Source organism: Tychonema sp. LEGE 06208, from assembly GCF_015207505.1.
GTDB lineage: Bacteria > Cyanobacteriota > Cyanobacteriia > Cyanobacteriales > Microcoleaceae > Microcoleus.
This window is the reverse complement of the sequence record NZ_JADEWT010000111.1, coordinates 1-21,825: the sequence shown is the minus strand read 5'-3', so window position 1 is coordinate 21,825 and position 21,825 is coordinate 1. Positions and strand designations below refer to the sequence as shown.

Sequence of the window (21,825 nt, the reverse complement as noted above, 5' to 3'; positions counted from 1 at the left end):
CCGATACTGACCGTCACTTCTGATGTATTCTCCATCAACTCAACTGATACAGACTACACCATTATTCTTGCCCAATCCGGGAAGGATGTCAATAGATGTCTAAGAATTTAGTTACAGTTTCTTCCCCTTCAATCGGTGAAAAACGGGAACGGGAATTGTGCTCTCCCACAGCTAGGACTTGATATGATATCTACGAGCCAGCCAACTGGTTGAGCCAACAATCCCCGTACCTTGATAGTCGGGGAGTGTCAACAACAACTATTAAGGCAACTCAACGGAACTCGGTTTAGCAATGTGAGGCAATCCCCAGCCTAATTTTTCCCGCAAAATGTGGAAAAACTCAAAAGACTGTATCCGAACAAAGCGGGCTGAGTAGGGCGATCGCTCGACTTGTACCCAATCCTCCGGCAAAACATAACATCCGCCGTTCCCATCTACCACCATTACCAGGCGGCTCGGACTCGCCGGCAAAATTTTGACCGGTTCGGTGTTGGAAAACACCAAAGCCCGCGAAGCCATCGAATGGGGGCAAATAGGGATCAATTGCAGCACCGGTATTCCGGGAATAATTACAGGCCCGCCGGCAGAAAGGGCGTAAGCTGTCGATCCTGTCGGAGTCGAGATAATTACTCCATCTGCGGCAATGTCAATAGAGGCGTGCTGACCGATCGCCACTTCAAAATGACACATACAAGTCAGCGGTTCGCGGTGCAGAACCATTTCATTGAGACAAAGGGCTTCCCAGAGACAGTCGTTGTCTCTAAACAGCCGCACGGCCAGCATTGACCTTTCTTCTATTTCGTATTCTCCGGCGATCGCCTTTTCCAAAGCTTGCGGGAGCAAGTTTAGGTAAGTTTCTGTTAAAAAGCCCATATGACCGGTATTGACAGTCAGCAGTGGCACTCCGATGGGAGCAACTTGGCGAAATGCAGACAGCACCGTACCGTCGCCACCCAAAACCACTGCAAACTCCATGTCGCTGTCAAAACCGGGAGGGACAAGTTGGTCGATAGGAGTGTGGCACATGGGGCGATCGGGGCTAGAATAGCCCAAAATTCCCCCAGAACCGGAAACCGCGCAGACCTCCCAGCCGCGGGCAGTCAGCTTGTCTTTCAACTCTTCGGCGATGCGACAAGAGACTGGTTTAACGTCGTTGTATATAATCCCAGCTTTCGGCACTTTAAAATGTAAAGGGCATTTTTTGTTTACTCCGTTTTTTCGTCTTAAGCTGCTCGTACTCTATTTCCTTGAGCTTCTTCATAATCAGATTAAAGTATTCTTCGAGATAAGACTCCAAAGTAGTAGTTTCTTTGGGGTCGATTCCGAAGACACTGTAAACCTCATCCATCGGAGCTTTCAAGGGTTTTCCGGCGGCCAAAACTTCTGAAAAAGCCAATCTGTCAGCTACGTTCCAACTCCACTGAAAGAACTTAGCAAGTTGACGGGTGGCTTGCAACAAGGCATCTGGGGTGCGCGTGATTTTAGCTGTCTTCCCAGAAAGCCGCTCGCACAACCGCACGATTTCTTCAGCATCCCAAGCTCGATTTCCCACTACCGGAAAAGTTTTTTTCTCGGTTTCGGGAACCGAAAGCGCCCGGACGGCAAACTTCGCAACGTCCTGAGTGTTCATGTAGGCAAGGGCTGACGGCTTGTTAGGCAGCCAAACTGCCTGATTGTCCAAAATCGGCATGGCGTACAAGTTCACCAGTCCTTGCAAAAAGCCGCAAGGTCTCAAGATTGTGTAATCTAGACCGGATTCTGCTAAAAACAGCTCTGTACAGCGCTTGATTTCCAACAAAGGGACTTGCGGATATTTCTCCGCATCAAGAAAGGAAAAGAAGATGTAACGCTTGATGCCTGCTGCTGCTGCTGCTTGGATCAGCGATACTTTTCCATCCCAGTCTACTCTTTTGATGCTGACAGAATCGCCTGCACTGGCTGTTGCTGCATCGATGATAGCACTGACGCCTTCTAGTGCAGGAATCAGGCTGTCAGGCTGGCAAAGGTTGCCCGGTACCAGTTCGGCGCCCCATTCTTTCAAAAATGCAGCTTTTCTGTAATTTCTAACTAAACAGCGCACCTGGTAGCCCTCGTCTAGGGCGCGGCGGGCTATTTGGCGGCCGAGAGTGCCGGTGGCACCTACAATCAATAAAGTCATCTAGGGATTTATTTATGAATCTTAAACTTTCTATACAATAGTATCAGGTCTTTCTCATTTTTTTATAAAAACTTAACAAAAACCTGAAATCGTCTCATATAACGATCGGTATCCGGCAGGCGAGAGAGTCCCAGAGTCCCAGACTCCCAGAGTTTGAGAGAAAGCGTTGCGTATTTATCGACTAATAAAAATTTTGCTTGTGGCTTTGATACTGATGTCTTGGTAACGATATGTTGTAATAACTCAGGACTCTGACACTAAATTTTAATAAACCGGGTTTTTCTAATCTTGCCAACGATCCTGCACGATTTTTATAGTAAAAAAACCCGGTTGCGGCGATCGGTACGATCGCCTATTCTTCGCCGCCGCCTTGGAGTTTGAGCAGCAAGAAGCCTCCACCGATACCGACGAAAATTAGGGAAAATGACAAAAAGGCTGCGCTGATAAATTCAGGGTTCATGTGTTTTAGAGTTCCTTGACGATCGCAAATTAAATAAACATACTTTGACACTCTCGGCTTTGTTAGAGTCGGAGATTCTCAATTCCTTGATTCACCGAAAAATTAGCTATCTCTTGCGAGCAATTTCCGAACAGTTCGATTCTACCCAAGTCACAACCAAACAGTCGAGTTTAGACAATCTTTGCCGGTTCATCTGAATCAAGCCTACTAGGATACTGACCTAGAGTTTGGGCGTGTCCCACCCTACTTTTTGAGGGAAAATTTGAGTTTTGCTGGTTTCTGGGTCAAGTTTCGCCGTACTGTTTTGAGAGCGGCTGGGTATCTCACTTGAGATTGCTACTTCTGGTTGACCAATTGTTCCACTTGCCGATCGCGCTTTAACGTATCAACGGTGTTATGGCCTGTGTCATGGTGGTATTTTACTGTATCAAGTTACTTAGATCAACGATCGCCATTCAAAAACTTAGCAGCCTGGGTTAATCCAGCAGCGAGTTTTCATCCGCAGTCGGGGATTTCCGGGATTTTCGGCAGGTCTCGGATAATTTTAGAAAATTAGCTACTTAAATGTTAAAATTTCATTGCCGAAATTCCTGTATTTTGTGGGAGAAAACTGCCTTGAGTCTGGATCGGGAATCAAAACTAGCTGTAACTCTCGGAGATCCGGCGGGAATAGGCCCGGAAGTGATTCTCAAGGCTTTGGCAGATCCGGCTGCTGCTTTGAAAGTGACGGTTTTTGGCGATCGGGCAATTTTGCAGCAAACTTACGATCGGTGGCGATCGATCCATCCTACTGCTGCTGCATCCTTAGCAAATCCCGAAACACTAGACATTATTGATATAGCAGCAGACAGCAAATGGGGCTCCATTGTCCCCGGTGTCGGAAGTGCAGCTAGCGGGGCGGCTAGCTTTGCGTATATGGAAGAGGCGATCTCCCGTACCCTTGCCGGCGAATTTTGTGCGATCGTTACCGGGCCAATTTCCAAAACTTGCTGGCAGGCTGCAGGTTACAATTATCCCGGACAAACAGAACTCCTGGCCGCCCAAGCCAAATCGCAGCGCTTCGGAATGCTGTTTGCCGCCACATCTCCTCACAGCGGATGGACGCTAGTAACTTTACTCGCTACTACACATATTTCCCTGCGTCAAGTACCCGATGCTTTGACTCCAGAATTGCTGAGCGAAAAACTAGAATTGCTGGTAGAGTGTTTGCGGGAAGATTTTGGGATAGAAAGACCGAAAATTGCAATTTCTGGCTTAAATCCTCACAGTGGCGAAAATGGCAAACTGGGAAAGGAAGAGCAAGACTGGATGATACCTTGGTTGGAAACGCAGCGCGATCGCTTTCCTCAAGTGCAGTTAGACGGGCCAGTACCCCCGGATACCCTGTGGGTAAAACCGGCTAAAGTTTGGTACGGCTTAGCCAAGGAAGCTCACGACGGTTACTTGGCAATGTACCACGACCAAGGGTTGATTCCAGTAAAATTGATGGCCTTCGACAAAGCAGTCAATACAACAATTGGTTTGCCCTTTGTTCGCACATCTCCAGATCACGGCACAGCTTTTGATATTGTAGGTCAAGGGATTGCCGATGCTTCGAGCATGAAAGCAGCATTGCAGTTGGCGGCCGAGTTGGCCAGTCGCAGAACAGCAGTTAAGATAGGCCGATAGGCGCGAGATCGGCCCAGGGCGAAAAATTAATTGTGTCATTCCTATTAGACAAATCCTAAAAAGCCTGTAAACAGCAGGTATCCTGCCAGTTCCACAAGAATTATTGGAGATGTCTATTGATTTTCGCAGTAGTGAGGCGACAAGCCAACAGGTCATTTTTGGCGATCGGTTAAAATCAGATTTTGGTAACAAAGTATGGCAGCATCTAATGATAATTTAGGCAAAGTATATCAGTCAGAACCAGAAGTTGCCGATGAAAATTTGGCAATCCCTAACGCCGGAGAACAACTTCAGGAATTGCTAACCATACTGACTGAATTGCAATTAGTAAAAAACTTTAAAAAAAGACCAAATGAGCTGAAATTACCGCTTTCACCTCAACAACAGATCGAGGGATTTGATGAACAGGAAAATCAACGAAAGCGATTGTCTTTTTTGATCGAATCCTCTGCTGTTGTACCGGAAGTATTGACTAATAATGAAGAAATTCCATCTCAAAGACGACAAATAAATAATGAAGAACCAGGTGTATCTAGTACGGCGAAGACAGCCAAAAATTATCGACCTTCGGAGGAAGAATTAGCACAAGCAGTGGAGGAGTTCAAAAGGTTGCAGCAATTGCTGTTTGAAAGGGATGTGCCGGAATTTTACAGTCATATTTTGAACGCGGAACAAAGGTTAGAAAATTTTGAAAATTTGATGTCTGAACCGCAGGAGTTGATAAAATTAGTCAGACCGTTAATTCCTGAGTTAGTGAGAGAAGAAGTAGAGGGGTTTAAGTTGGAATTAAAAAAGGCGCTCGAACTCGCCACCAACGATGGAATTAATCCCCTCGAATTCCAGGCAAAATTAGCGGATTTGGAAAATCAAATTGCTAGTTTCAACCACCAGCAACTACCGAATCCCGAACAATTGATCCAACGGCTGATGCCTGTGGTGGGCGAGTTGCTCAACCGTCGGGTAGAGGAGTCTAAGTTAGAAGTAGCTTCGGCGATCGCACCGACAGTTAATCAAATAATTCACAATCAAAACGGGCTGGAAAAGAAAGTAGTAACAATTGAAGATCAACTGGCGAACATTCAGCAGCGTTCCCAGCAGCAACCGGAAGATTTAATCAAGCAATTAGTTCCGGTAGTTAGCGACTTGCTGAACCGCAAAATTAGTGAATTAAAATTAGAGGTTGTCGAAGCTGTCGCACCGTCGGTACAGGTAAGAATAGCTTGGGTAGAAATAGAAGAAAAAGTATTAAGCATCATCGAGGGCAGGCTGGCGCCCGGGCAGTCGCCAATTCAGAAGCCAGAAGAGATCGTGGCGATGATGATGCCAGCAATCACTGATTTGCTGAACCAAAAAATTGATCGATCAAAATTAGAAGTAGCAGCGGCGATCGAACCTTTGATAGAATCAGCAATTCTGCAAAGAGAAGTTCCAGGAAAATTGAGCGATGTTGAAAGTAGATTAAACAATCTTCAGCGACAGCAAAAGTCTCAGCCGGAAGAAATCATGGCGCGGTTGATGCCGCTAATGATTGAGTCGCTGAACCGGAAAATTGATGAGACAAAGTTAGAAGTCAGAGAGGCGATCGCCCCGGCTGTCAACACTGCCATTCAAAACAGCGGTATTGCAGCACAAATATTGCAAAATGAAAGTAAGATTGTCGAAGTTCAGCAGCAAGTTTTAGCCGAAATAGAAGGGTTGATGGGCAGAATCATGCCTGCGATCGTAGAGATGGTGTCGGGAAGCCTTCGGGAAGCGAAGCTAGAGATAGAATCTGCGATCGCCCCCGCTGTCGATGCCATCCTTCAGGATCAAAGAATCGATCTAAGACTCGCAAACATCGAAGAAAAGATTGTGGCGATCGAACACCGGATTTATGAATCCACAGACTTGTTTACAGATTTACTGAAACCTTTGATTGACGAGTTGATGGCTAACCATCACGCGCAACTACAAAAGTCTGCGATCGAATCTATTTTACCATTGTTAGATGAAGTTGTAGGTTATAATTACAAACTTAACGGCAAAGTAGAGGAACTCGAACGCAAAATAACCGATGCTCAATGGGGAGGCGATCGGGAAGAATTATTGAGGCAAATTCAACTGATATTTCCCGAAATGATGCTCGAAACAATAAATCAGTCGAGACAATCATTTACAGAAAGCATAACTCCGATAATTGATGAAGTAATTAATACCAAAACCCGAGAAAATAAACACTCGATGGGAGTAGCCATAGCGCCTGCTCTTCCTGCGGGAATCCGTCACACAGTCAGTGAATCGCCCGATGCAATTGCAATGGCGATCGCACCGGAAATGGCCTCTGCTATCAAACAGCAAATTCATCTCAAACGAGAAGCAATGTCGGATGCACTTTATCCGATCGTCGGCAGCACGATTTTAAAGTACATCGCAGAGATGATGCACCAGATCAATGAAAAAGTCGAATCATCCTTAAGTACAGAGGGAATTACTCGCAAAATTCAATCCAAATTACAGGGAGTTTCTGAAGCAGAATTGCTGATGCAGCAAACAACACCGCTGACTGTTAAAGCTGTTTTTTTAATTCAAAAAGAATCAGGATTAGTAATTTCAGCAGTACAGCATTCTGAACGCGAACAATTAGAATCAGAGATGGTAGCGGGAATGCTGACTGCTATTCGCGCTTTTGTCAACGATTGTATCTCTCAATCGGGAAACATTGCCGAGATTGATGCCATAGAATACGGCACATCTACAATTGTACTAGAAGTCGCTGGTTCATGTTATCTCGCAGTAGTAATGCAGGGAGAAACGAGGCAGTGGTTTAAGTACAAAATGCGAGCAATATTCAAAAATATTGTTCAAGAATACGGAGATATAATCCAATCATTTAACGGCGATTACACCGCAGTGCCTGCCGAAATCAACACGAATTTGCAAAAGTTAATTGAGACAGATATAAAAGTTAAATCTCCTAAAAAGCCAATTTTACCAATTATCAGTTTAGCCGCGTTAGGTTTAATTGGCATACCTTGGGGAATTCATCTATACCGCAGCGGGATTGCAGCTAGCATAGAAGCAGATACAAATTTAGCTTTACAATCTAGTCCAGAGTTATCGGTTTATCGCCTCGCGGCAGATGTTAAAGATCGAATATTGGAGATTTCGGGACGAGTACCGAATCAAAAACTGCGATTGCAAGCGGAAAAAATCGCTCAACAAACTGCTCCCAAATTAACAATTGACAATAAAATTATCGCCGTTGAAGTACCTCCCGATCCGGTTTTAGCTGCTGCCGATGTCAAACGCACTGTGGAGCTTTTGAATAAACTAGAAAGCATTAATATTTCGGCTCGCTATGCAGAGGGAAAAGTCGCCGTTGCAGGTAGCGTGAGCAAGGCGGCAGATGCTGAGAAAATAACTCAAGCTTTTGAAAAAATTCCGGGGGTGAAGTCTGTAACAAATACGGTGGGAATAGGCACTCAACCTTCCTCACAAGCAATAGATGTTCGCCTTTATTTTGGTGTGGGTTCAGCAATTTTATCGCCAAAAGACATTACACAAAAGCTGACAAAAGTCAAGGAATATATGAAGCAAAATAGTACGAAGAATTTAAGAATTATTGGCTACAGTGATTTTAAAAGCAGTCCGGCGGAAAATCAAAAATTGGCACTGGGAAGGGCGGCAAATGTGAAAACTGCTCTGGTTAAACAAGGGATAAGTGGTAACAGAATACAGGTGGCTTCTACTAAGGGCAGTCCTGAAGGTGTGGAGGCTAATCAACCGCTCTGGCTGAGAAGATTAGTAGTATTTGAGGTGGTAAATTAAATTTGGGAATTGGGAATTGGGAATGGGGAATTGGGAATGGGGAATGGGGAATTGGGAATGGGGAATGGGGAATTGGGAATTGGGAATTGGGCATTGGGCGGAGCGAAGCGGAGGGATTGGGAATTGGGCATTGGGCGGAGCGAAGCGGAGGGATTGGGAATTGGGCATTGGGCGGAGCGAAGCGGAGGGATTGGGAATTGGGAATTGGGCGGAGCGAAGCGGAGGGATTGGGAATGGGGAATTGGGAATGGGGAATTGGGAATGGGGAATTGGGAATGGGGAATTGGGAATTGGCCAAACAGGGAGTTGCTAGCAAATAACAAATAACTAATAACTAATGACTAATGACTACTGACTACTGACTAATGACTAATGACTACTGACTAATGACTACTGACTACTGACTAATGACCCTTAATTCAATCGAACTCGCCCGGAGGTAAAGGCTTGTATTCGATCGCCCAAGCATACTAACAACCGGCCGCTTCCGTCAATGCCGGCGGCTTTTCCGCAGATGGTTTCTGAGGAAAGCTCGATCGCCACATTACACCCAATCAGCCCATCGCGGCGGCACAATTCGGGTAAAAGTAGCGCTAAACCAGACTTTTGGGCTGGCTTGTCTGTGGTGGAAAACATATCGGCTAGTTCGAGTAAATAATGTCGCAGTCGATCGAGCAAACACAATTCATCTGGTACTTTAGTAGCAATAGAATGCAAGCTTACCGCATTGCCGAGATCCCTTTCATCCAATCCCGCAGCGGCGAAATCCACGCAGCGGTTGAGTCCAATTCCCACAACGGCGCGAGTTTTGCCGGAAACATTGCTAGAAGTGGCTTCACAGAGAATTCCGGCTAATTTGTGGCGATCGATCCAAACATCATTCGGCCATTTCAGGCGCAGCATATCGCGGCATTCGGGAACCAAATCTTCGATCGCGTAAATCACCGCCAAACCGACTGCTAAACTGAGTCCGGGTAACAGATTGGGATTGAGATTGTCTAGGACAAAGCTAGCAGTAAAAACACCGGGCGGCGAATACCAAATGCGCCCGTGTTGGCCGCGCCCGCTGGTTTGCTGCTTAGTAAATATTACATCTCCGTGGTGGAGTTTGGCCGCGCGGGCGATCGCCCAACTGTTTGTACTCTCGCAGGTTTCTAACGAGTATAGCCAGTGGGGGAGGTTTGGGCGATCGGTTGATTCTGGTGGAATTAATGGCTGTTCAGACAAGGTTTGATTTGTAATATTTGATATCTCAAAGCTGATTATCGCAGGCCAATCGGTTTTTTTTTAGGTGATTTGGGCGATCGGCATTTTCCTCACTCATATCAAATCCGTTAGTATCGAAATTATTCATCTCTCTCTTCTCTTCCTCTGTGTTCTCTGCGTTCTCTGTGGTTAAATCATTCCCGTACAGCCGTAATTAATATCAGTCTTGGACGCACAGAGAGTCAGAGACCCGGTTTCTACGATAAGAAACCCGGTTTGTTTAGCCTTAGTATTACCCTCAAAAAAAGACAAGCAATCGCCCCACAATTTACGCTGATTGGTCTTGCATTTCCAGCAACTCAGGAATTGTCACAAACCGATATCCCTGGTGTTTCAAACCAGCAATCATCTCCGGCAAAGCCTTAACAGTACGAGATCGATCGCCCCCGCCATCGTGCATCAAAACGATCGCCCCCGGCTTCGCACCCTTCAACACATTATTAACAAAAGCCGACGGTTGAGCGCGCGGATCGGTATCCGCAGAAGTTACCGACCACATCACGACAGAATAATTGCGCTCCTTAGCATACTTAGCCAAACCATTATTCAAAACACCTCCCGGCGGGCGAAAAAAAGTAGTCTTAACTCCCGTCGTGTCGTAAATAAGTTGAGCCGTGCGATCGATTTCGCTAGCCGCCGTCGCCGCATCCATCGCATCGTACCAGTGATGCCACGTATGATTGCCGATCGCGTGACCGGCAGCCACAACTCGCCGAGCAATTTCAGGAGAATTTTCGATAGATTTACCTATCCAAAAAAATGTGGCTTTAACATCATTTTGCTGGAAAATATCGAGCATTTGTTCCGTCGTTTCCGGCCACGGCCCATCGTCAACCGTTAAAGCAATAACTTTCTCAGAATCTTTGACTTTTCCTTCAAAAACTGTTGTTCCCTGAAACTGTTCCGGCGGCACAAAAGTCAAAAGCTTTTCTTTTGATTCCAATACAGTGAGAAGTTTCTCAATTGTGCGATCGACATTCAAGGCTGTGCGATCGTCCGCTACCTGCTTTACTAGCGGATTTACCGTCAAGGATTGGTTGAGATTGTGCACCTGCACCTGAGCGGTTGCAGGATTATTGCTGAGGTGTTGGTTTGTCGGCATCAGCGCACCGACGATAAAGCTAATCGCAGTCGCTGTCAGGGCGATCGCCAGAAAACGCCATTGTTTTCGCAGTCTCTCAAACAGATGATTTCCGCTCACTTGAAATTCCTTTCACTCCACACTGCGGATAATGATAATGGGAATTCCAGGGGAAAAAACTAAATTTTTTATTATGTCTCAGCCGGGATTGACAGCGATCGAATGCGCGCCGACACAGACAAAACCCGCAAGAGTTAAGAGTTTCTTGAGTGCGCTAGGAGTGGACTTTGTTGGTATCGCGGCGATTTCTCATTGCCCGGTATATTGATTTGAAGCTCGATCGCTCTGTTAAAGCCTTGCCGCCAGTAAATTTCTAATAATTGGGATTTTAGTCGCAATTTCCGCGTCAGGTATCTCTGTTTGCTGCCAGCTCGATCGCCCAGCTAGCCTCGCGCCCCACTGCTGCAACTGCGGATACTCATCAAAAGATATCTCAAACATCTCCACTGAAGGCACCGCAGTCCCCGCCACGACTTCCGCCAAAGAAAACTGTTCGCCAGCAAAAAAAGTGCGTTCATCCGCCAGCAAGCCCTCAAAAAACCTTAGCACCGTTAATATCTGTTGCTTTGACTGTGCCAACTTTTCCTCAGTATCTCCCGGCACGCCCAGCAGTTGCCTAGTCAAGGGAAACATCGCCGGCAATAGTTCATTTAACGTCACCATTTCCACCATCCGCACAATTCCCAAGGCTTTCACCTCTGTTGGCAGCAGTGGGGGCGCGGGATATTTTGCATCTATATAATCCAGAATTGCCAGCGACTCCACCACAGTCAAATCTCCATCTACCAACACAGGTATGCGGTGGAAGGGGTTAATTCCTAGAAAATCCGGTTCAAATTGATCGCCGTCGAGGTTAAGTGCGATCGGCTCAAACGCGATCTGCTTTTCCAGAAGTGCCACCCAAACGCGGCGAGAATTCACAGAAATCGGAGTGTAGTACAGTTTCAGCATCGGATTTATTACGGGCTACACCACCAGTTTAGCAGCCTAATGTCTTGATATTTGGTAATCCTGGGATGTGAGAGTGTTGGTTTTGGCGATCGTCCCCCATTGAAAAAACCCAATTTCAAAAAAAGTTGTATTACCCCCTTGACAGTCCTGTAGCACATATTGTAGTATAGGTGTAAGGCGAAGGAGGAAGAGCTTAAAAGCCTTATTCCACAAGCAATACGAACCTTGAAAACCGAATATAAAATTAATCGTGTCACATAATTGCGGACATCGGCGGTGTAGACTCCGGCAACAAAAGCCCGATCGGGTTGTAGTACGCGGAATCAACCGCCACCCGTCCAAACAGCAATTTCTTGAGGCTGTAGCTCAATTGGGAGAGCGTCGCTCTGTCACAGCGAAGGTAGCGGGATCGAAACCCGTCAGCCTCGTCTCCGTTTCCCGGAGTTGCGAGTAACAAATTATGAGTAACAAATTTATGAGTTTTGAATTAACAATTTTCTTTAACTCAAAACCCATAACTTAAAACTCAAAACTTTCAAAGTCCCCTAGGCAAATTAATTTAAGCCGTCACCCTCTCAAGGTGAAAATTGCGAGTTCAAACCTCGTCGGGACTCCCAGGTTAGGTGGCTGAGCGGCTCAAAGCATCGGTCTGCAAAACCGAATTTCGCGGGTTCAAATCCCGCCCTAACCTCTGTTCTTACCAATTCGCAAGAGCAATCTCAAATCTCAAATAAATAGTGCTGTAGGCAAATGGTTTAAGCCGCTTGGTTTTCACCCAAGTGATTTGCGGGTTCAACTCCCGTCAGCACTTTGCGGGGGTCGTTGGCAGAATGGTTTTGCAGCCGCCTTTTAAGCGGATGGATCGAGGTTCAATTCCTTGGCGACCTACCAAATTTTCCATCTTGGGTTGGCCCTCCTATTGGTGTGGGTAGCTGTCTGTAAAACAGTAGCTTAAAGCGTTGCTGGTTCAATTCCAGCCCGACCCATTTGCAACTGTATTATGACTTATACAGAAAACCCAGTTTCTGAGAAAAATCTTGCATCTCTACGAGAGATATTAAGAGAGAAACCGGGTTTTTGACCCCCTTGGGTAAGTCCTGTGTATTTAATATGCAGTTGCAATTTTGAGAATGAGTTGTAACTGGACAACAATTCAGTTTGCGCGACTGAACATTTGGGGGTTCAAATCCCTCCGTTCTCGTGCTCGGAGAAGTGGCCGAGCGGCTTATGGCGCTTTCCTGCTAAGAAAGAGCGGTTTAACACCGTCGTGGGTTCAAATCCTACCTTCTCCGTTTCCCCCGATAGCTCAGTTGGTAGAGCGCTTGTTTGAAGAACAAGAAGTCGTCAGTTCGATACTGACTTGGGGGATTTCGTTGCCTTATAGCTCAATGGTAGAGCAAGCGGTTGTTAACCGCTAGGTTGTAGGTTCGAGTCCTACTGAGGCAGCCATTTTTCAAATTGCCGGGTAGACAAATTGGTAAAGTCGCCTATCTCTGAAATAGGAGTTTATGTAGGTTCAAAGCCTACCCGGCATCAAATTATTGGGAAGTCGCCTAATTGGCATGGCACCGCTCTTTGAAAGCGGACAAATGCAGGTTCAAGTCCTACCTTCCCAGTTCTGCTATTACCAAAGCAGCAATCATGATGCTCCTGTAGCCCAATTGGCAGAGGCCGCAATTTCAAAAATTGTGTTGTGTGAGTTCAAATCTCACTCCCGAGTACCAAATTGTAAACTAAGTTTCTACTTGCTCCTGTGGCGGAATTGGCAGACGCGGCAGACTTAAAATCTGTTCTATTTTGATTGTGAGTTCGAGTCTCACCGGGAGTATGAACGGGATGTAATTCAGCGGCCATAAGCCATGCTTTGGGAGCATGGAGTCGTTGGTTCAAATCCAACCATCCCGACTTTACCTCTGTGATGTAATTGGAAAACATCGCTCGCTTAGAACGAGTGTTTTGCTGGTTCGAGTCCAGTCAGGGGTATTGGGTATCAAAACCCAAAAGTGCGATCGGTTTTGCCCCTGTAGCCCAATCGGTAGAGGCGCTAGATTTAGGATCTAGTCAGTGCTGGTTCGATGCCAGTCAGGGGTATTTGGTGACATCGCGGGTGAAGTAGCCTGGGTAGGCTTGGAGGTCTCATAAGCCTCTTCATAGCAGGTTCAACTCCTGCCCCCGCTACCAAAAATGCAGGTGTGATGTAATTGGTAACATGAGGCTCTTGTAAAGCTTTCTTGCAGGTTCAAATCCTGTCACTTGCTTGTACTAAAATCAGAAGGATTTTATCTAATTATGCTAAATTTTATCTAGCAGTTTTATCGCTAATTTGTTCTAGCAAATCCTAGTAAAAAGCATGAAAAGAATCGCGATCGCCCAACATACGCTAAAAATCATCGAAGATGGTTACTACTTGTCCCCTGAAGGTAAGCAGGTCAATCTCGACCGCCAATTAGCATCCTGTATTGCTGGGACAGCATACTATGAACCAGAAGCCCTGTTAGCGATCGAGCAAGATGTTCTCTCAGGTACTCCTCAATTCTCGAACACGGAATTTATGGTGAGGAATGAGACAACGCTGGTGGGCTCAGAGCGTACAGCGCGATCGCACAAATTTGCAAAAATTGCAGTCCTAAACTTCGCTTCTGCTAAAAATCCGGGTGGTGGATTCATCAAAGGCGCTAAAGCACAAGAAGAAAGTTTAGCACGCAGTTCTGCACTCTACAAAAGCCTTTTAAAATGTCCCCAATACTACCAGTATCATCGCTCTCACAAATCGCTGCTCTACTCCGATCGACTCATTTACTCTCCCGGTTGTCCAGTATTCCGCAAAGATGATGGAACTTTACTTGATGAACCTTATCTTGTAGATTTTATCACAAGTTCAGCTCCCAATGCTGGTCAAATTTGGAGACAAGAGTCAGAGAGTAGGGGGAAAATCAGGGAAACTCTGTATGGACGTGGTGCAAAATTGTTAGCGCTAGCTCTTAACAAAGGTTGCGAGGCGATAGTTTTAGGTGCTTGGGGATGTGGCGTATTTAGAAACGATCCCTCAATGGTAGCGCAGATGTTTGCAGACTTTTTATTGTCGAACGGTCAATTTGCGGGCAGATTCAAAAGCGTCATCTTTTCCGTACTAGACTTTAGCGATCAAAGAAAAACATTGGCAGAATTTAACAGTTTGTTCAGATCGAATTAATCATTTTTTTTTAGAAAGACGATTAAAAATTTAAAGTTGTTTTTAATTTCAAATATTGCGGATATGGTGTAACGGTAGCATTCGAGTCTTCCAAACTCTAGGCACGAGTTCGAGCCTCGTTATCCGCTTGACTAAATAAATGGAGGTCGGTAAGTTGTCTTTGTCTATTTCTGTATCGGAGTTAGAAAGTTTTTTGATTAACCAAGACTTTCAAAGTCTAGAAACTAAGTTCCTTCATTACGAGAAATTGCAAAATCTCCCTTTTTACGATCAAGATCCTTTCGATCGCTTAATTATTGCTCAAGCCCAAGCAGAAAATTACACTATCATTACACATGACGATAGGTTGAAACAGTACGATGTAAAATTGTTGTAAGATATAATTATAAAAATAAAGGTTAAACATGAGAAAACTAAAATATTACGTTGCTTGCACTGTTGATGGGTTTATTACTCGCGAAGATGGCTCATTTGATTGTTTTCCTATGCAAGGAGAGCATTTTGCTGATTTGTTTGAGTTTTTTCCTGAAACTTTTCCGGCTCACGTTCAAAAGGCTCTCGGCATTAGTCCAGAGAACAAGCAGTTTGATGCTGTTTTGATGGGACGGAAAACCTATGAGGTAGGGCTAAATGTGGGTCTGACTAATCCTTATCCCAGCTTGAAACAGTATGTTTTGTCGCGCAGTATGGAAGCCAGTCCAGATGAGGATGTTAAACTCGTTTCAGACAATCCAGTTGCCTTCGTTAAAGAATTGAAAAAGGAAGCGGGCAAAGATATCTGGCTGTGCGGCGGTGGCGATTTAGCTGCAACTCTTTTTTCTGAGATTGATGAGATGATTGTGAAGTTGAACCCGGTAGTCATTGGGGCGGGAATTCCTGTGTTTGGGAGGGCGATCGCACCGACGAATCTGGAATTGGTCGATCGCAAAATCTACAGCAACGGTTTCATGTTGCTTCACTATCGACTGAAGCATTAGCAATATAGACTTTAGTTGTTGCAATTTCTGGGGGAAAAAAGGACTGAAGTATTTACTAAAAAAATGAGTTTCTAGGAATTACAGCGCAAAAACAGAAATTTTAAGGGCGGTTGGCAGAGGGGTGATGCACCCGGCTTTTAACCGGTACCAGATAGGTTAAACTTTTATATCACCCATTTTTAAAGGCCGAAAGTAGAAGCTAGAGGGTTAAATATGCGTTTTTCCATTCGCGAGGGCGATCGTACTGTCGGTGCTGGTGTCGTCTCCCGAATTTTGAAGTAGCGTTTTGCTAAATTCACAAGTAGCAGAAAATTCAAACCTATTTGAGTAATTGGCTTTTCTGTTTGCTTGTTGGTTTGTAAAGGCGCTGCGATCTGCTAAAATTGTATGCAGAAAAGACAGTTAAATATTTAGCGAGGCATAGATTTTAGCAGCGATATGTCTAATTCTCAAACTACTTGGAACGATTATTGCGATAGTAGGTTGGGTCGATGTTCGACGGTTTCTTGCAGCTCATAGCGCGATCGAGACTCGCAGCGATTTTGAAGCCTTCAAATCATTGGCACGCAGAAATATGTATATGACTTTAGCATTATTAGTTTTTCTTCTGCCAGCCTTTTTCATGGGGCTGTACCTTGTCGCAGTAAACTCTCGGGTTGGTTTAGCTTTGATTCTCACTTTAGATGTCCCTATGTTATTAATTTCAAAAGTTATCAAGCCTCTTGAAGCCAAAGCTAGAAACTTGCCTTGTACACCAAAATTTAGTAAGAAATATGCACAAATTTGTGAGGTGTGGATCAATAAGCCCTTCCCTAATTTTTAAGTGCGATCGCACTCAAAATTTATTCATATTGGCAGGAAATAACCAAGAAAGAGAGTTGGAAATTATACCGAATGGGGAGGCGCTGTAATGAGTCAAATTAAGTAACTACACAAAATTAATTACATAAAGACTCCTTGCTGGGCAAGGGTTTCACGCGAAATCTCGTGTAATTAATTTTGCACGACTACTTAACTAGAGTGCAATGTCTTACCGAGAGTTAAGGTGGTATTTTGTCGCTCACCGAGAGGATAGAGCTGCTTTTCAAGCTTATCTAGCAAAACGTCGGGAACGATCGCCGAGAGTCATTACAACAGTTGACGATCCAGACTTCGATGTCAAAATTCAGACAGCAATTTGCCACCAAATGGCACAGCATCAGAAGTAGCGCAGTACAGCGCCATAACACCGCATTGCAGCGAATCAACGAAAGCCGCTATTTAAGTTGCTTGAGGTTGTAATGGCGCGATCGCCCTTACATTAAATCTCGCTCCAGGCGATCGCCACAAATTTTTACGAAAACACTTGATTTTTCAGAAAAGTTGTGTTATAGTAGCTCCGATGCGGGAGTATAGCTCAGTTGGTTAGAGCAGGTGACTCTTAATCTCAAGGTCGAAGGTTCAAGTCCTTCTACTCCCATCCCAAATCCTTAACCTGAATCGAGCGAAACTCACGAGTGCAATCAACTGCTGTAGGGGTTGGATTACTGTGAGTGTTTGCGTTTTGGAATTTTTAATGTCGATCGACCCGATCGCGCGATCGCCCAAGCTATTTTTAAATTGAATAACAACAGGAAATGGTGATTAGCTATGATGGCAAATCTATCGGGGCGCTGCTATGGAGGCGATCGCGATTTAAGTGCGATCGTCCATTTAATCGATACTTGCGAAGCAGTCGATCGGCTCGATCAAGGCACTTCCATCTCGGAATTGCAACAAAAAATTAACCAACCGTGCCGAGATTTAGCGCGCGATATCCGCCTTTGGGAAGATGCCGAAAACAAATTAATCGGTTTCGCCGAGTTGTCGATTGCGGAAACTGGAGAGCCGATCCAGGGTTTGCTGTCGTTTCGCGTCCACCCCGACGCCCGATCCGGGGATGTGGAAGCGGTAGCCGTCGCTTGGGGCGAAACGCGGATGCGCGAAGTTGTAAAAGAGCGGGGCGCGCCTGTGAAGCTGCGATCCTGGGCTAGGGCACAGGATGCCGATCGCATTTCTGTGCTGGAAAGTTGCGGTTTTCGAGTCGATCGGCATTTTTGCCGCATGGCGCGATCGCTCTCGGAATCGATCGCACAACCCCAATTCCCAGAAGGTTTTGTGCTGCGTCTATTCCCCGGCGCGCAGGATTCGGAAGCTTGGGTAGAAATGTACAACCAATCGTTTATCGATCACTGGAACCACCGCGATTTAACAGTCGAAAAATTCAAATACGATTTAGCCCAACCCAATTATAGAAAAGATTTAGACTTGATTGCAGTTGCTGCTGACGGGACTTTTGCAGCTTTTTGTTATTGCGAAATTAGCCCGGAAGAGTGCGATCGCACAGGACGAAATGAAGGCTGGATTACTGTTCTCGGTACAAGGCGAGGTTTCCGCAAAATTGGATTGGGACGGGCTATGTTGCTGGCTGGTTTGCATCGACTCAAAGCTGCCGGTGTCGAGACTGCAATTATCGGCGTAGATGCTGCAAACCCTTCAGGTGCATTGCGACTTTACGAGTCAGCCGGCTTCCACAAAATTCGCGATAGCATTTTTTATGTGAAGGATGTTTGAGCGATTTGAGACTTGCGCGCAGGGTTTGAGAAACCGGTTTCTTTGCGTATCCCTTGTCGCCCAACCACATTTCTCAGAGAAATTCGGTTTCTTGATTTTGGATACAATTCGCGACGGGCGCGATCGAAGTTGGCAAAGGTCTCCCTGCTATGATTTCGGGCATTTACGAAGCTGTACTGTTCCTCTGGGCCCTTGACACGATGCCGTACCAAGTCCAAGCAAACGGCAGCGAATTGATTGATTGGGAACGCGCATTCAAGCACATTAGACCTCTTGCAAAAGTCAAATTTACCCCCCGCAAGTCCCCCCTCCCGCGGGGAGAAACAAGAATAATCTTGCTCCCTCCCCGCGGGAGGGGAGGGTTGGGGTGGGGTGCTTTGGATTTTTGCAAGAGTTCTATTAACGCAGGCTGCCGCACTAGCTGCGGTTGCGCGGTGGAAGCAATGCGACTTAAGAAGCAGGTGGTCGGGCAGTTCATGATGGTAACAGATGAAGGCGAAAATTCTGCATCTTATTTTGTTGATGCCGATAGGAATTACTGTCGCAGTTGGGGCGTAATTCTGAATGTGGTGTCAGAACAAGTTATGCTAGAGGGAATGCGTCAACATCATCGACATTTGGCAGAAACAGAATGGTAATTTTTTGAGTGCAGTGCGATCGTCCCCACTAACAACAAATAATCGCGATCGAGGACGATCGCACTACTGTATAATTCCCATCTAACCATATTTAAGATTACTCCCAAACATCTCCCTCAATATCCTCAAGCGATAAATTTTTCCCGCTTTTCAATTCTTCTCTAGTTTGCTCGACAATTGCTAGTAACTCTGGATTGGCGATGGATGAAATTAACTTTGAATCAGCAGCAGCCAAAGCCTCGCGCAACTGAGACGAAGTGAGTGCGGGATATTTTTCTAATACCTGTTGTTCCGTCCATCCCGCCGCAAACAGCCCCAACAAGAATTCTACAGACAATCGAGTTTCTGGCGCTGCTGGTGGACTTGTTGAAGTTTTCCGGTTGGGATGAATGAGCTTTCGCCAGTCCATTTTTTTACTTAAACGATTTGGGAAGATTTCGTCGATTATACTGCAATTTGGGCACAGTATAAATACGGGTATCCCTAACTGATTCTGTAACACTCCCACCGAATATCGGAGGATTTTAGATTTTATATTAAATAATTGAATAATTGGGAATCACTTATGAGTTAAGGGTTTGAAGCTTTGCTAAACTTACATTTTTTGTAAACTGGTGTCATTTCCCGATTTGGCAATTAAATTGTTGTTACGATCGCACTGCAGCACTTTCTTGTAGACTACACTGATAGGGTGTTGACAAGGCGATTCCCTAGGGGATAAGCCCGCTTCACCACCTTTTTTTGTTCGTTGAAATACCAAATCGCGTTAGCGAAGCTTGCAGCAGAGGATCGCGCGTTAACCTCAAGCCACCGTGCAACCGACAGTACAACTACTTTAACTTCTTAAAACTATGGGAAAAAAGTCAAAAACCCAAAAATCCCTGGTCAAAAAATCCAGTTTGCTCTTCCAGCGACTGCAAGAAGCTCTCGATCGAGGCAGTAAAGTTTGGATTAAAACAAATAATAGTAGCTTCGGCGGCATTCCGATTAATTTGTTTGGAGAATTTATCGAACTTTTGGTAATTGTTCCCCCAAACGAACAGGGAGAAAATACTGATGCTTACGGACAAGTTACGTGGCTGATTCGACTCTCTGATATTATTGGACTCGCCTATCCTACTGAATACTGGTCAAAAGATAGATTAGAAAGTTTACTGCCACCCGATCCAGTTACTTCCGAAATAGGTGATTAACTGGGTAAGGTGCTTGTGGCGCACCCAAGTGGTTTGTAGTGAGAGCTTTAGTCATCAGACTATCATGACTAAAGTCTTCACTACAAGCCTTTTTTTGCCTAACTGACCCGATATAATATAGATATTTTTAAGCTGTTTTGCGATCGGAAATATACATCCCTCCGACCGATTTTTATCAGTTCAATTACTTGTTGCAAGCCGAAAGCTGCACTTTGCAGTTGCCGCCTTCTAGTTCGCTGCAACCAGCCAGAGCTTGAGCTTCTGCTGCTGATTTATCCTCGCCCCAACCGGCACCCGCTCCTCCTTTACCTACTGCGATCGCTCCACAGTTATTCGTATTAGATGTCAGGGGTTCGCAGTCGTTAGCCCCATCACTTTGCTGATTGCACGCGGCCACTGCTGCGTCTAGCGCTTCTTTCTCTGTAGCATGATCCCAACTAATACCCGTAGCGTCAGAAGTCGGAGAATAAGCAGTAGCTCCATGAGTATTTTCAGCTCGAACAACTGGGGCATAGCCCAAGATGGAAACTGTCAAAACTGTCACTCCAACCAACTTAAAAAAGAGATTTTGCAACATATTCGATTCAGATCTTTACAAGATTTATCTTTGCGATTGCTCAATATTATATTAGGATATTTATTGATGTCAAGAATCTTTATAAAAATTAATACTAGATTAATTTAAAAGTCGTTAGTTGGAGTAGTTGAAGATAGATAATGGGCGGAGCGAAGCGGAGGGATGGGGCATCGGAAATAGTTAGTAGTTAGTAGTTAGTAGTTAGTAGTTAGTAGTTAGTGGTTAGTGGTTACTTGTTAGTGGTTACTTGTTAGTATTTGGTCAAATAACCAATTCCCAATCCCTCCGCTTCGCTCCGCCCAATTCCCAATCCCTCCGCTTCGCTCCGCCCAATTCCCAATCCCTCCGCTTCGCTCCGCCCAATTCCCCATTCCCAATTCCCAATTACTATAAGTATATTTTTTCACAAACAACTTTACAGAAGTTCCGCAGTAATGTCGCTGCTAAAAAACTTCTCGGTAACGGTTTGCGGCGCGGGCGCTTTGGGTGCGAATATTACAGAAAGTCTGGCGCGATCGGGCTTTTGCCAGTTAAGAGTCATCGATCGCATCGAAAAGCGCAACCTTTCCACTCAACCTTATTATCGATCGGACATCGGCGCATTCAAAGCCAAAATTCTCGCCAACAACCTGTACCGCGCTTTATCCGTCAGCATTGACGCGCACTCCAAAGAATTGACACGCGCAAATGCCGATCGACTGCTTGCCAATAGCGCCGTCGCGATCGATACTTTTGATAACAGCGTCGGGCCGCAAGCAGTCAAAGATTACTGTACCAGAGTCTCCATTCCCTGCTTGCACGTCCGATTAGCAGCCGATTACTCCGAAATAATATTGAACCAACACTATCGGGTTCCTTCAGCAGCAAACGATCGCGTTTGCGATTACCCCCTAGCGAGAAACTTGGTAATGCTGACAGTTGCAGTCGTCTGCAAAGTAATTGTTACCTTTGCTGCTACCAAAGTGCAACAAAATTTAACTTGCACGATCGGAGATTTTGCAGTACAGCCACTTATATTGTAGAATGTCCGTTGACTATTGCCAGAAACCCGGTCAAGCGAGATTGGATACCTCCATCCCAGAAACCCGGTTTATTACTCTCAAACAATCGTCAAACTTGCAGAAAACGCTTGATAAAATTAACAGGGAAACTATGTCCGCAAAAGTTTGTACTGGTACTATTTCACTAGAATGTAACCCAAAAC

Annotated in this window: 23 protein-coding genes and 19 tRNA genes; 32 read left to right on the top strand and 10 right to left on the bottom strand. The window is 45.3% G+C overall.

Annotated elements, in window-relative coordinates; all coding sequences use genetic code 11:
* Positions 1-261: 261 nt before the first annotated feature.
* The 3 genes from IQ263_RS23075 to petM form a co-directional block, all read right to left on the bottom strand.
* The gene (locus IQ263_RS23075) at positions 262-1,179 is read right to left on the bottom strand and encodes an NAD(+) kinase (protein ID WP_194070475.1); all 918 of its coding nucleotides are present in this window, start codon (positions 1,177-1,179) and stop codon (positions 262-264) included.
* Between the two features lies 1 nt (position 1,180).
* Positions 1,181-2,158, bottom strand: a complete 978-nt coding sequence (locus tag IQ263_RS23070) for an SDR family oxidoreductase (RefSeq protein ID WP_194070474.1) — start codon at positions 2,156-2,158, stop codon at positions 1,181-1,183.
* Between the two features lie 352 nt (positions 2,159-2,510).
* On the bottom strand, positions 2,511-2,618 hold the full coding sequence (gene petM / locus IQ263_RS23065; protein WP_106332537.1) for a cytochrome b6-f complex subunit PetM: 108 nt from the start codon (positions 2,616-2,618) through the stop codon (positions 2,511-2,513).
* A gap of 564 nt (positions 2,619-3,182) precedes the next feature.
* Between petM and pdxA the strand changes: the two genes are divergently transcribed.
* From pdxA to IQ263_RS23050, 3 genes are all read left to right on the top strand, one after another.
* Positions 3,183-4,286, top strand: coding sequence for a 4-hydroxythreonine-4-phosphate dehydrogenase PdxA (gene pdxA / locus IQ263_RS23060; RefSeq protein ID WP_194070473.1), 1,104 nt, complete (start codon positions 3,183-3,185; stop codon positions 4,284-4,286).
* A 195-nt stretch (positions 4,287-4,481) separates the two neighbouring features.
* On the top strand, positions 4,482-8,093 hold the full coding sequence (locus tag IQ263_RS23055) for an OmpA family protein (RefSeq protein WP_194070472.1): 3,612 nt from the start codon (positions 4,482-4,484) through the stop codon (positions 8,091-8,093).
* 2 nt (positions 8,094-8,095) lie between these two features.
* Positions 8,096-8,413: a hypothetical protein gene (locus IQ263_RS23050; protein ID WP_228050290.1), complete on the top strand. Its 318-nt coding sequence runs from the start codon at positions 8,096-8,098 to the stop codon at positions 8,411-8,413.
* 94 nt (positions 8,414-8,507) lie between these two features.
* Here IQ263_RS23050 and IQ263_RS23045 read toward each other — a convergent pair whose 3' ends face one another.
* The 3 genes from IQ263_RS23045 to IQ263_RS23035 all read right to left on the bottom strand — a co-directional run bounded on the left by IQ263_RS23045 (position 8,508) and on the right by IQ263_RS23035 (position 11,451).
* A complete protein-coding gene (locus IQ263_RS23045; RefSeq protein ID WP_228050289.1) occupies positions 8,508-9,320 on the bottom strand; it encodes a biotin--[acetyl-CoA-carboxylase] ligase in 813 nt (270 codons plus the stop codon).
* A 307-nt stretch (positions 9,321-9,627) separates the two neighbouring features.
* Positions 9,628-10,560: a polysaccharide deacetylase family protein gene (locus tag IQ263_RS23040; protein ID WP_339384731.1), complete on the bottom strand. Its 933-nt coding sequence runs from the start codon at positions 10,558-10,560 to the stop codon at positions 9,628-9,630.
* 228 nt (positions 10,561-10,788) lie between these two features.
* Positions 10,789-11,451 (bottom strand): glutathione S-transferase family protein, encoded by a 663-nt coding sequence (locus IQ263_RS23035; RefSeq protein WP_194070471.1) that lies wholly within the window; start codon positions 11,449-11,451, stop codon positions 10,789-10,791.
* A gap of 355 nt (positions 11,452-11,806) precedes the next feature.
* On the opposite strand from IQ263_RS23035, the gene IQ263_RS23030 reads away from it, so the two are divergent.
* The 21 genes from IQ263_RS23030 to IQ263_RS22930 all read left to right on the top strand — a co-directional run bounded on the left by IQ263_RS23030 (position 11,807) and on the right by IQ263_RS22930 (position 15,621).
* A tRNA-Asp gene (locus tag IQ263_RS23030) sits at positions 11,807-11,879 on the top strand.
* Positions 11,880-11,990: 111 nt separating this feature from the next.
* Positions 11,991-12,068 (top strand) — tRNA-Glu (locus tag IQ263_RS23025).
* Positions 12,069-12,142: transfer RNA gene (locus IQ263_RS23020), tRNA-Cys, on the top strand.
* A 45-nt stretch (positions 12,143-12,187) separates the two neighbouring features.
* Positions 12,188-12,262, top strand: a tRNA-Glu gene (locus IQ263_RS23015).
* A 5-nt stretch (positions 12,263-12,267) separates the two neighbouring features.
* Positions 12,268-12,342: transfer RNA gene (locus IQ263_RS23010), tRNA-Lys, on the top strand.
* 13 nt (positions 12,343-12,355) lie between these two features.
* A tRNA-Tyr gene (locus IQ263_RS23005) sits at positions 12,356-12,437 on the top strand.
* A gap of 220 nt (positions 12,438-12,657) precedes the next feature.
* Positions 12,658-12,743, top strand: a tRNA-Ser gene (locus tag IQ263_RS23000).
* A gap of 3 nt (positions 12,744-12,746) precedes the next feature.
* Positions 12,747-12,819 (top strand) — tRNA-Phe (locus tag IQ263_RS22995).
* A 6-nt stretch (positions 12,820-12,825) separates the two neighbouring features.
* Positions 12,826-12,900 (top strand) — tRNA-Asn (locus IQ263_RS22990).
* 10 nt (positions 12,901-12,910) lie between these two features.
* Positions 12,911-12,985, top strand: a tRNA-Gln gene (locus IQ263_RS22985).
* Positions 12,986-12,993: 8 nt separating this feature from the next.
* Positions 12,994-13,067: transfer RNA gene (locus IQ263_RS22980), tRNA-Gln, on the top strand.
* Between the two features lie 131 nt (positions 13,068-13,198).
* Positions 13,199-13,279 (top strand) — tRNA-Leu (locus tag IQ263_RS22975).
* Positions 13,280-13,283: 4 nt separating this feature from the next.
* Positions 13,284-13,356: transfer RNA gene (locus IQ263_RS22970), tRNA-Pro, on the top strand.
* A gap of 4 nt (positions 13,357-13,360) precedes the next feature.
* Positions 13,361-13,434, top strand: a tRNA-Leu gene (locus IQ263_RS22965).
* A 34-nt stretch (positions 13,435-13,468) separates the two neighbouring features.
* Positions 13,469-13,542 (top strand) — tRNA-Leu (locus IQ263_RS22960).
* An 11-nt stretch (positions 13,543-13,553) separates the two neighbouring features.
* Positions 13,554-13,632, top strand: a tRNA-Met gene (locus IQ263_RS22955).
* A gap of 5 nt (positions 13,633-13,637) precedes the next feature.
* Positions 13,638-13,709, top strand: a tRNA-Thr gene (locus tag IQ263_RS22950).
* Between the two features lie 92 nt (positions 13,710-13,801).
* The gene (locus IQ263_RS22945; protein WP_194070470.1) at positions 13,802-14,644 is read left to right on the top strand and encodes a TIGR02452 family protein; all 843 of its coding nucleotides are present in this window, start codon (positions 13,802-13,804) and stop codon (positions 14,642-14,644) included.
* A 57-nt stretch (positions 14,645-14,701) separates the two neighbouring features.
* Positions 14,702-14,772, top strand: a tRNA-Gly gene (locus IQ263_RS22940).
* Between the two features lie 26 nt (positions 14,773-14,798).
* Complete coding sequence (locus tag IQ263_RS22935) at positions 14,799-15,020, top strand: PIN domain-containing protein (protein ID WP_228050288.1); 222 nt, start codon at positions 14,799-14,801, stop codon at positions 15,018-15,020.
* A 28-nt stretch (positions 15,021-15,048) separates the two neighbouring features.
* Positions 15,049-15,621, top strand: coding sequence for a dihydrofolate reductase family protein (locus IQ263_RS22930; RefSeq protein WP_194070468.1), 573 nt, complete (start codon positions 15,049-15,051; stop codon positions 15,619-15,621).
* Between the two features lie 179 nt (positions 15,622-15,800).
* Here the strand turns inward: IQ263_RS22930 and IQ263_RS29495 are convergent, their stop codons facing one another.
* On the bottom strand, positions 15,801-15,938 hold the full coding sequence (locus IQ263_RS29495) for a hypothetical protein (RefSeq protein WP_194070467.1): 138 nt from the start codon (positions 15,936-15,938) through the stop codon (positions 15,801-15,803).
* 263 nt (positions 15,939-16,201) lie between these two features.
* On the opposite strand from IQ263_RS29495, the gene IQ263_RS22920 reads away from it, so the two are divergent.
* The 5 genes from IQ263_RS22920 (at position 16,202) to IQ263_RS28855 (ending at position 18,851) form a co-directional block, all read left to right on the top strand.
* Positions 16,202-16,444: a hypothetical protein gene (locus IQ263_RS22920; RefSeq protein ID WP_194070466.1), complete on the top strand. Its 243-nt coding sequence runs from the start codon at positions 16,202-16,204 to the stop codon at positions 16,442-16,444.
* Between the two features lie 202 nt (positions 16,445-16,646).
* Positions 16,647-16,829 (top strand): DUF6887 family protein, encoded by a 183-nt coding sequence (locus IQ263_RS22915; protein ID WP_194070465.1) that lies wholly within the window; start codon positions 16,647-16,649, stop codon positions 16,827-16,829.
* 177 nt (positions 16,830-17,006) lie between these two features.
* Positions 17,007-17,080: transfer RNA gene (locus IQ263_RS22910), tRNA-Lys, on the top strand.
* A 170-nt stretch (positions 17,081-17,250) separates the two neighbouring features.
* Complete coding sequence (locus IQ263_RS22905) at positions 17,251-18,213, top strand: GNAT family N-acetyltransferase (protein ID WP_194070464.1); 963 nt, start codon at positions 17,251-17,253, stop codon at positions 18,211-18,213.
* A 149-nt stretch (positions 18,214-18,362) separates the two neighbouring features.
* A complete protein-coding gene (locus IQ263_RS28855; RefSeq protein ID WP_228050287.1) occupies positions 18,363-18,851 on the top strand; it encodes a hypothetical protein in 489 nt (162 codons plus the stop codon).
* A gap of 97 nt (positions 18,852-18,948) precedes the next feature.
* On the opposite strand, the gene IQ263_RS22895 is transcribed toward IQ263_RS28855, so the two are convergent.
* A complete protein-coding gene (locus IQ263_RS22895) occupies positions 18,949-19,260 on the bottom strand; it encodes a DUF433 domain-containing protein (RefSeq protein WP_194009958.1) in 312 nt (103 codons plus the stop codon).
* Positions 19,261-19,702: 442 nt separating this feature from the next.
* Between IQ263_RS22895 and IQ263_RS22890 the strand changes: the two genes are divergently transcribed.
* Positions 19,703-20,044, top strand: a complete 342-nt coding sequence (locus IQ263_RS22890) for a hypothetical protein (protein WP_194009959.1) — start codon at positions 19,703-19,705, stop codon at positions 20,042-20,044.
* Between the two features lie 184 nt (positions 20,045-20,228).
* On the opposite strand, the gene IQ263_RS22885 is transcribed toward IQ263_RS22890, so the two are convergent.
* On the bottom strand, positions 20,229-20,621 hold the full coding sequence (locus IQ263_RS22885) for a DUF4189 domain-containing protein (RefSeq protein ID WP_194070463.1): 393 nt from the start codon (positions 20,619-20,621) through the stop codon (positions 20,229-20,231).
* 261 nt (positions 20,622-20,882) lie between these two features.
* The gene (locus tag IQ263_RS29490; RefSeq protein ID WP_255515918.1) at positions 20,883-21,005 is read right to left on the bottom strand and encodes a hypothetical protein; all 123 of its coding nucleotides are present in this window, start codon (positions 21,003-21,005) and stop codon (positions 20,883-20,885) included.
* A 5-nt stretch (positions 21,006-21,010) separates the two neighbouring features.
* Here IQ263_RS29490 and IQ263_RS22880 point away from each other — a divergent pair, with 5 nt between their 5' ends.
* Positions 21,011-21,643: a ThiF family adenylyltransferase gene (locus IQ263_RS22880; RefSeq protein ID WP_194070476.1), complete on the top strand. Its 633-nt coding sequence runs from the start codon at positions 21,011-21,013 to the stop codon at positions 21,641-21,643.
* A gap of 1 nt (position 21,644) precedes the next feature.
* Positions 21,645-21,825 (top strand): hypothetical protein (locus IQ263_RS28850; RefSeq protein WP_228050285.1); only part of this gene is annotated, 181 nt, incomplete at its 3' end.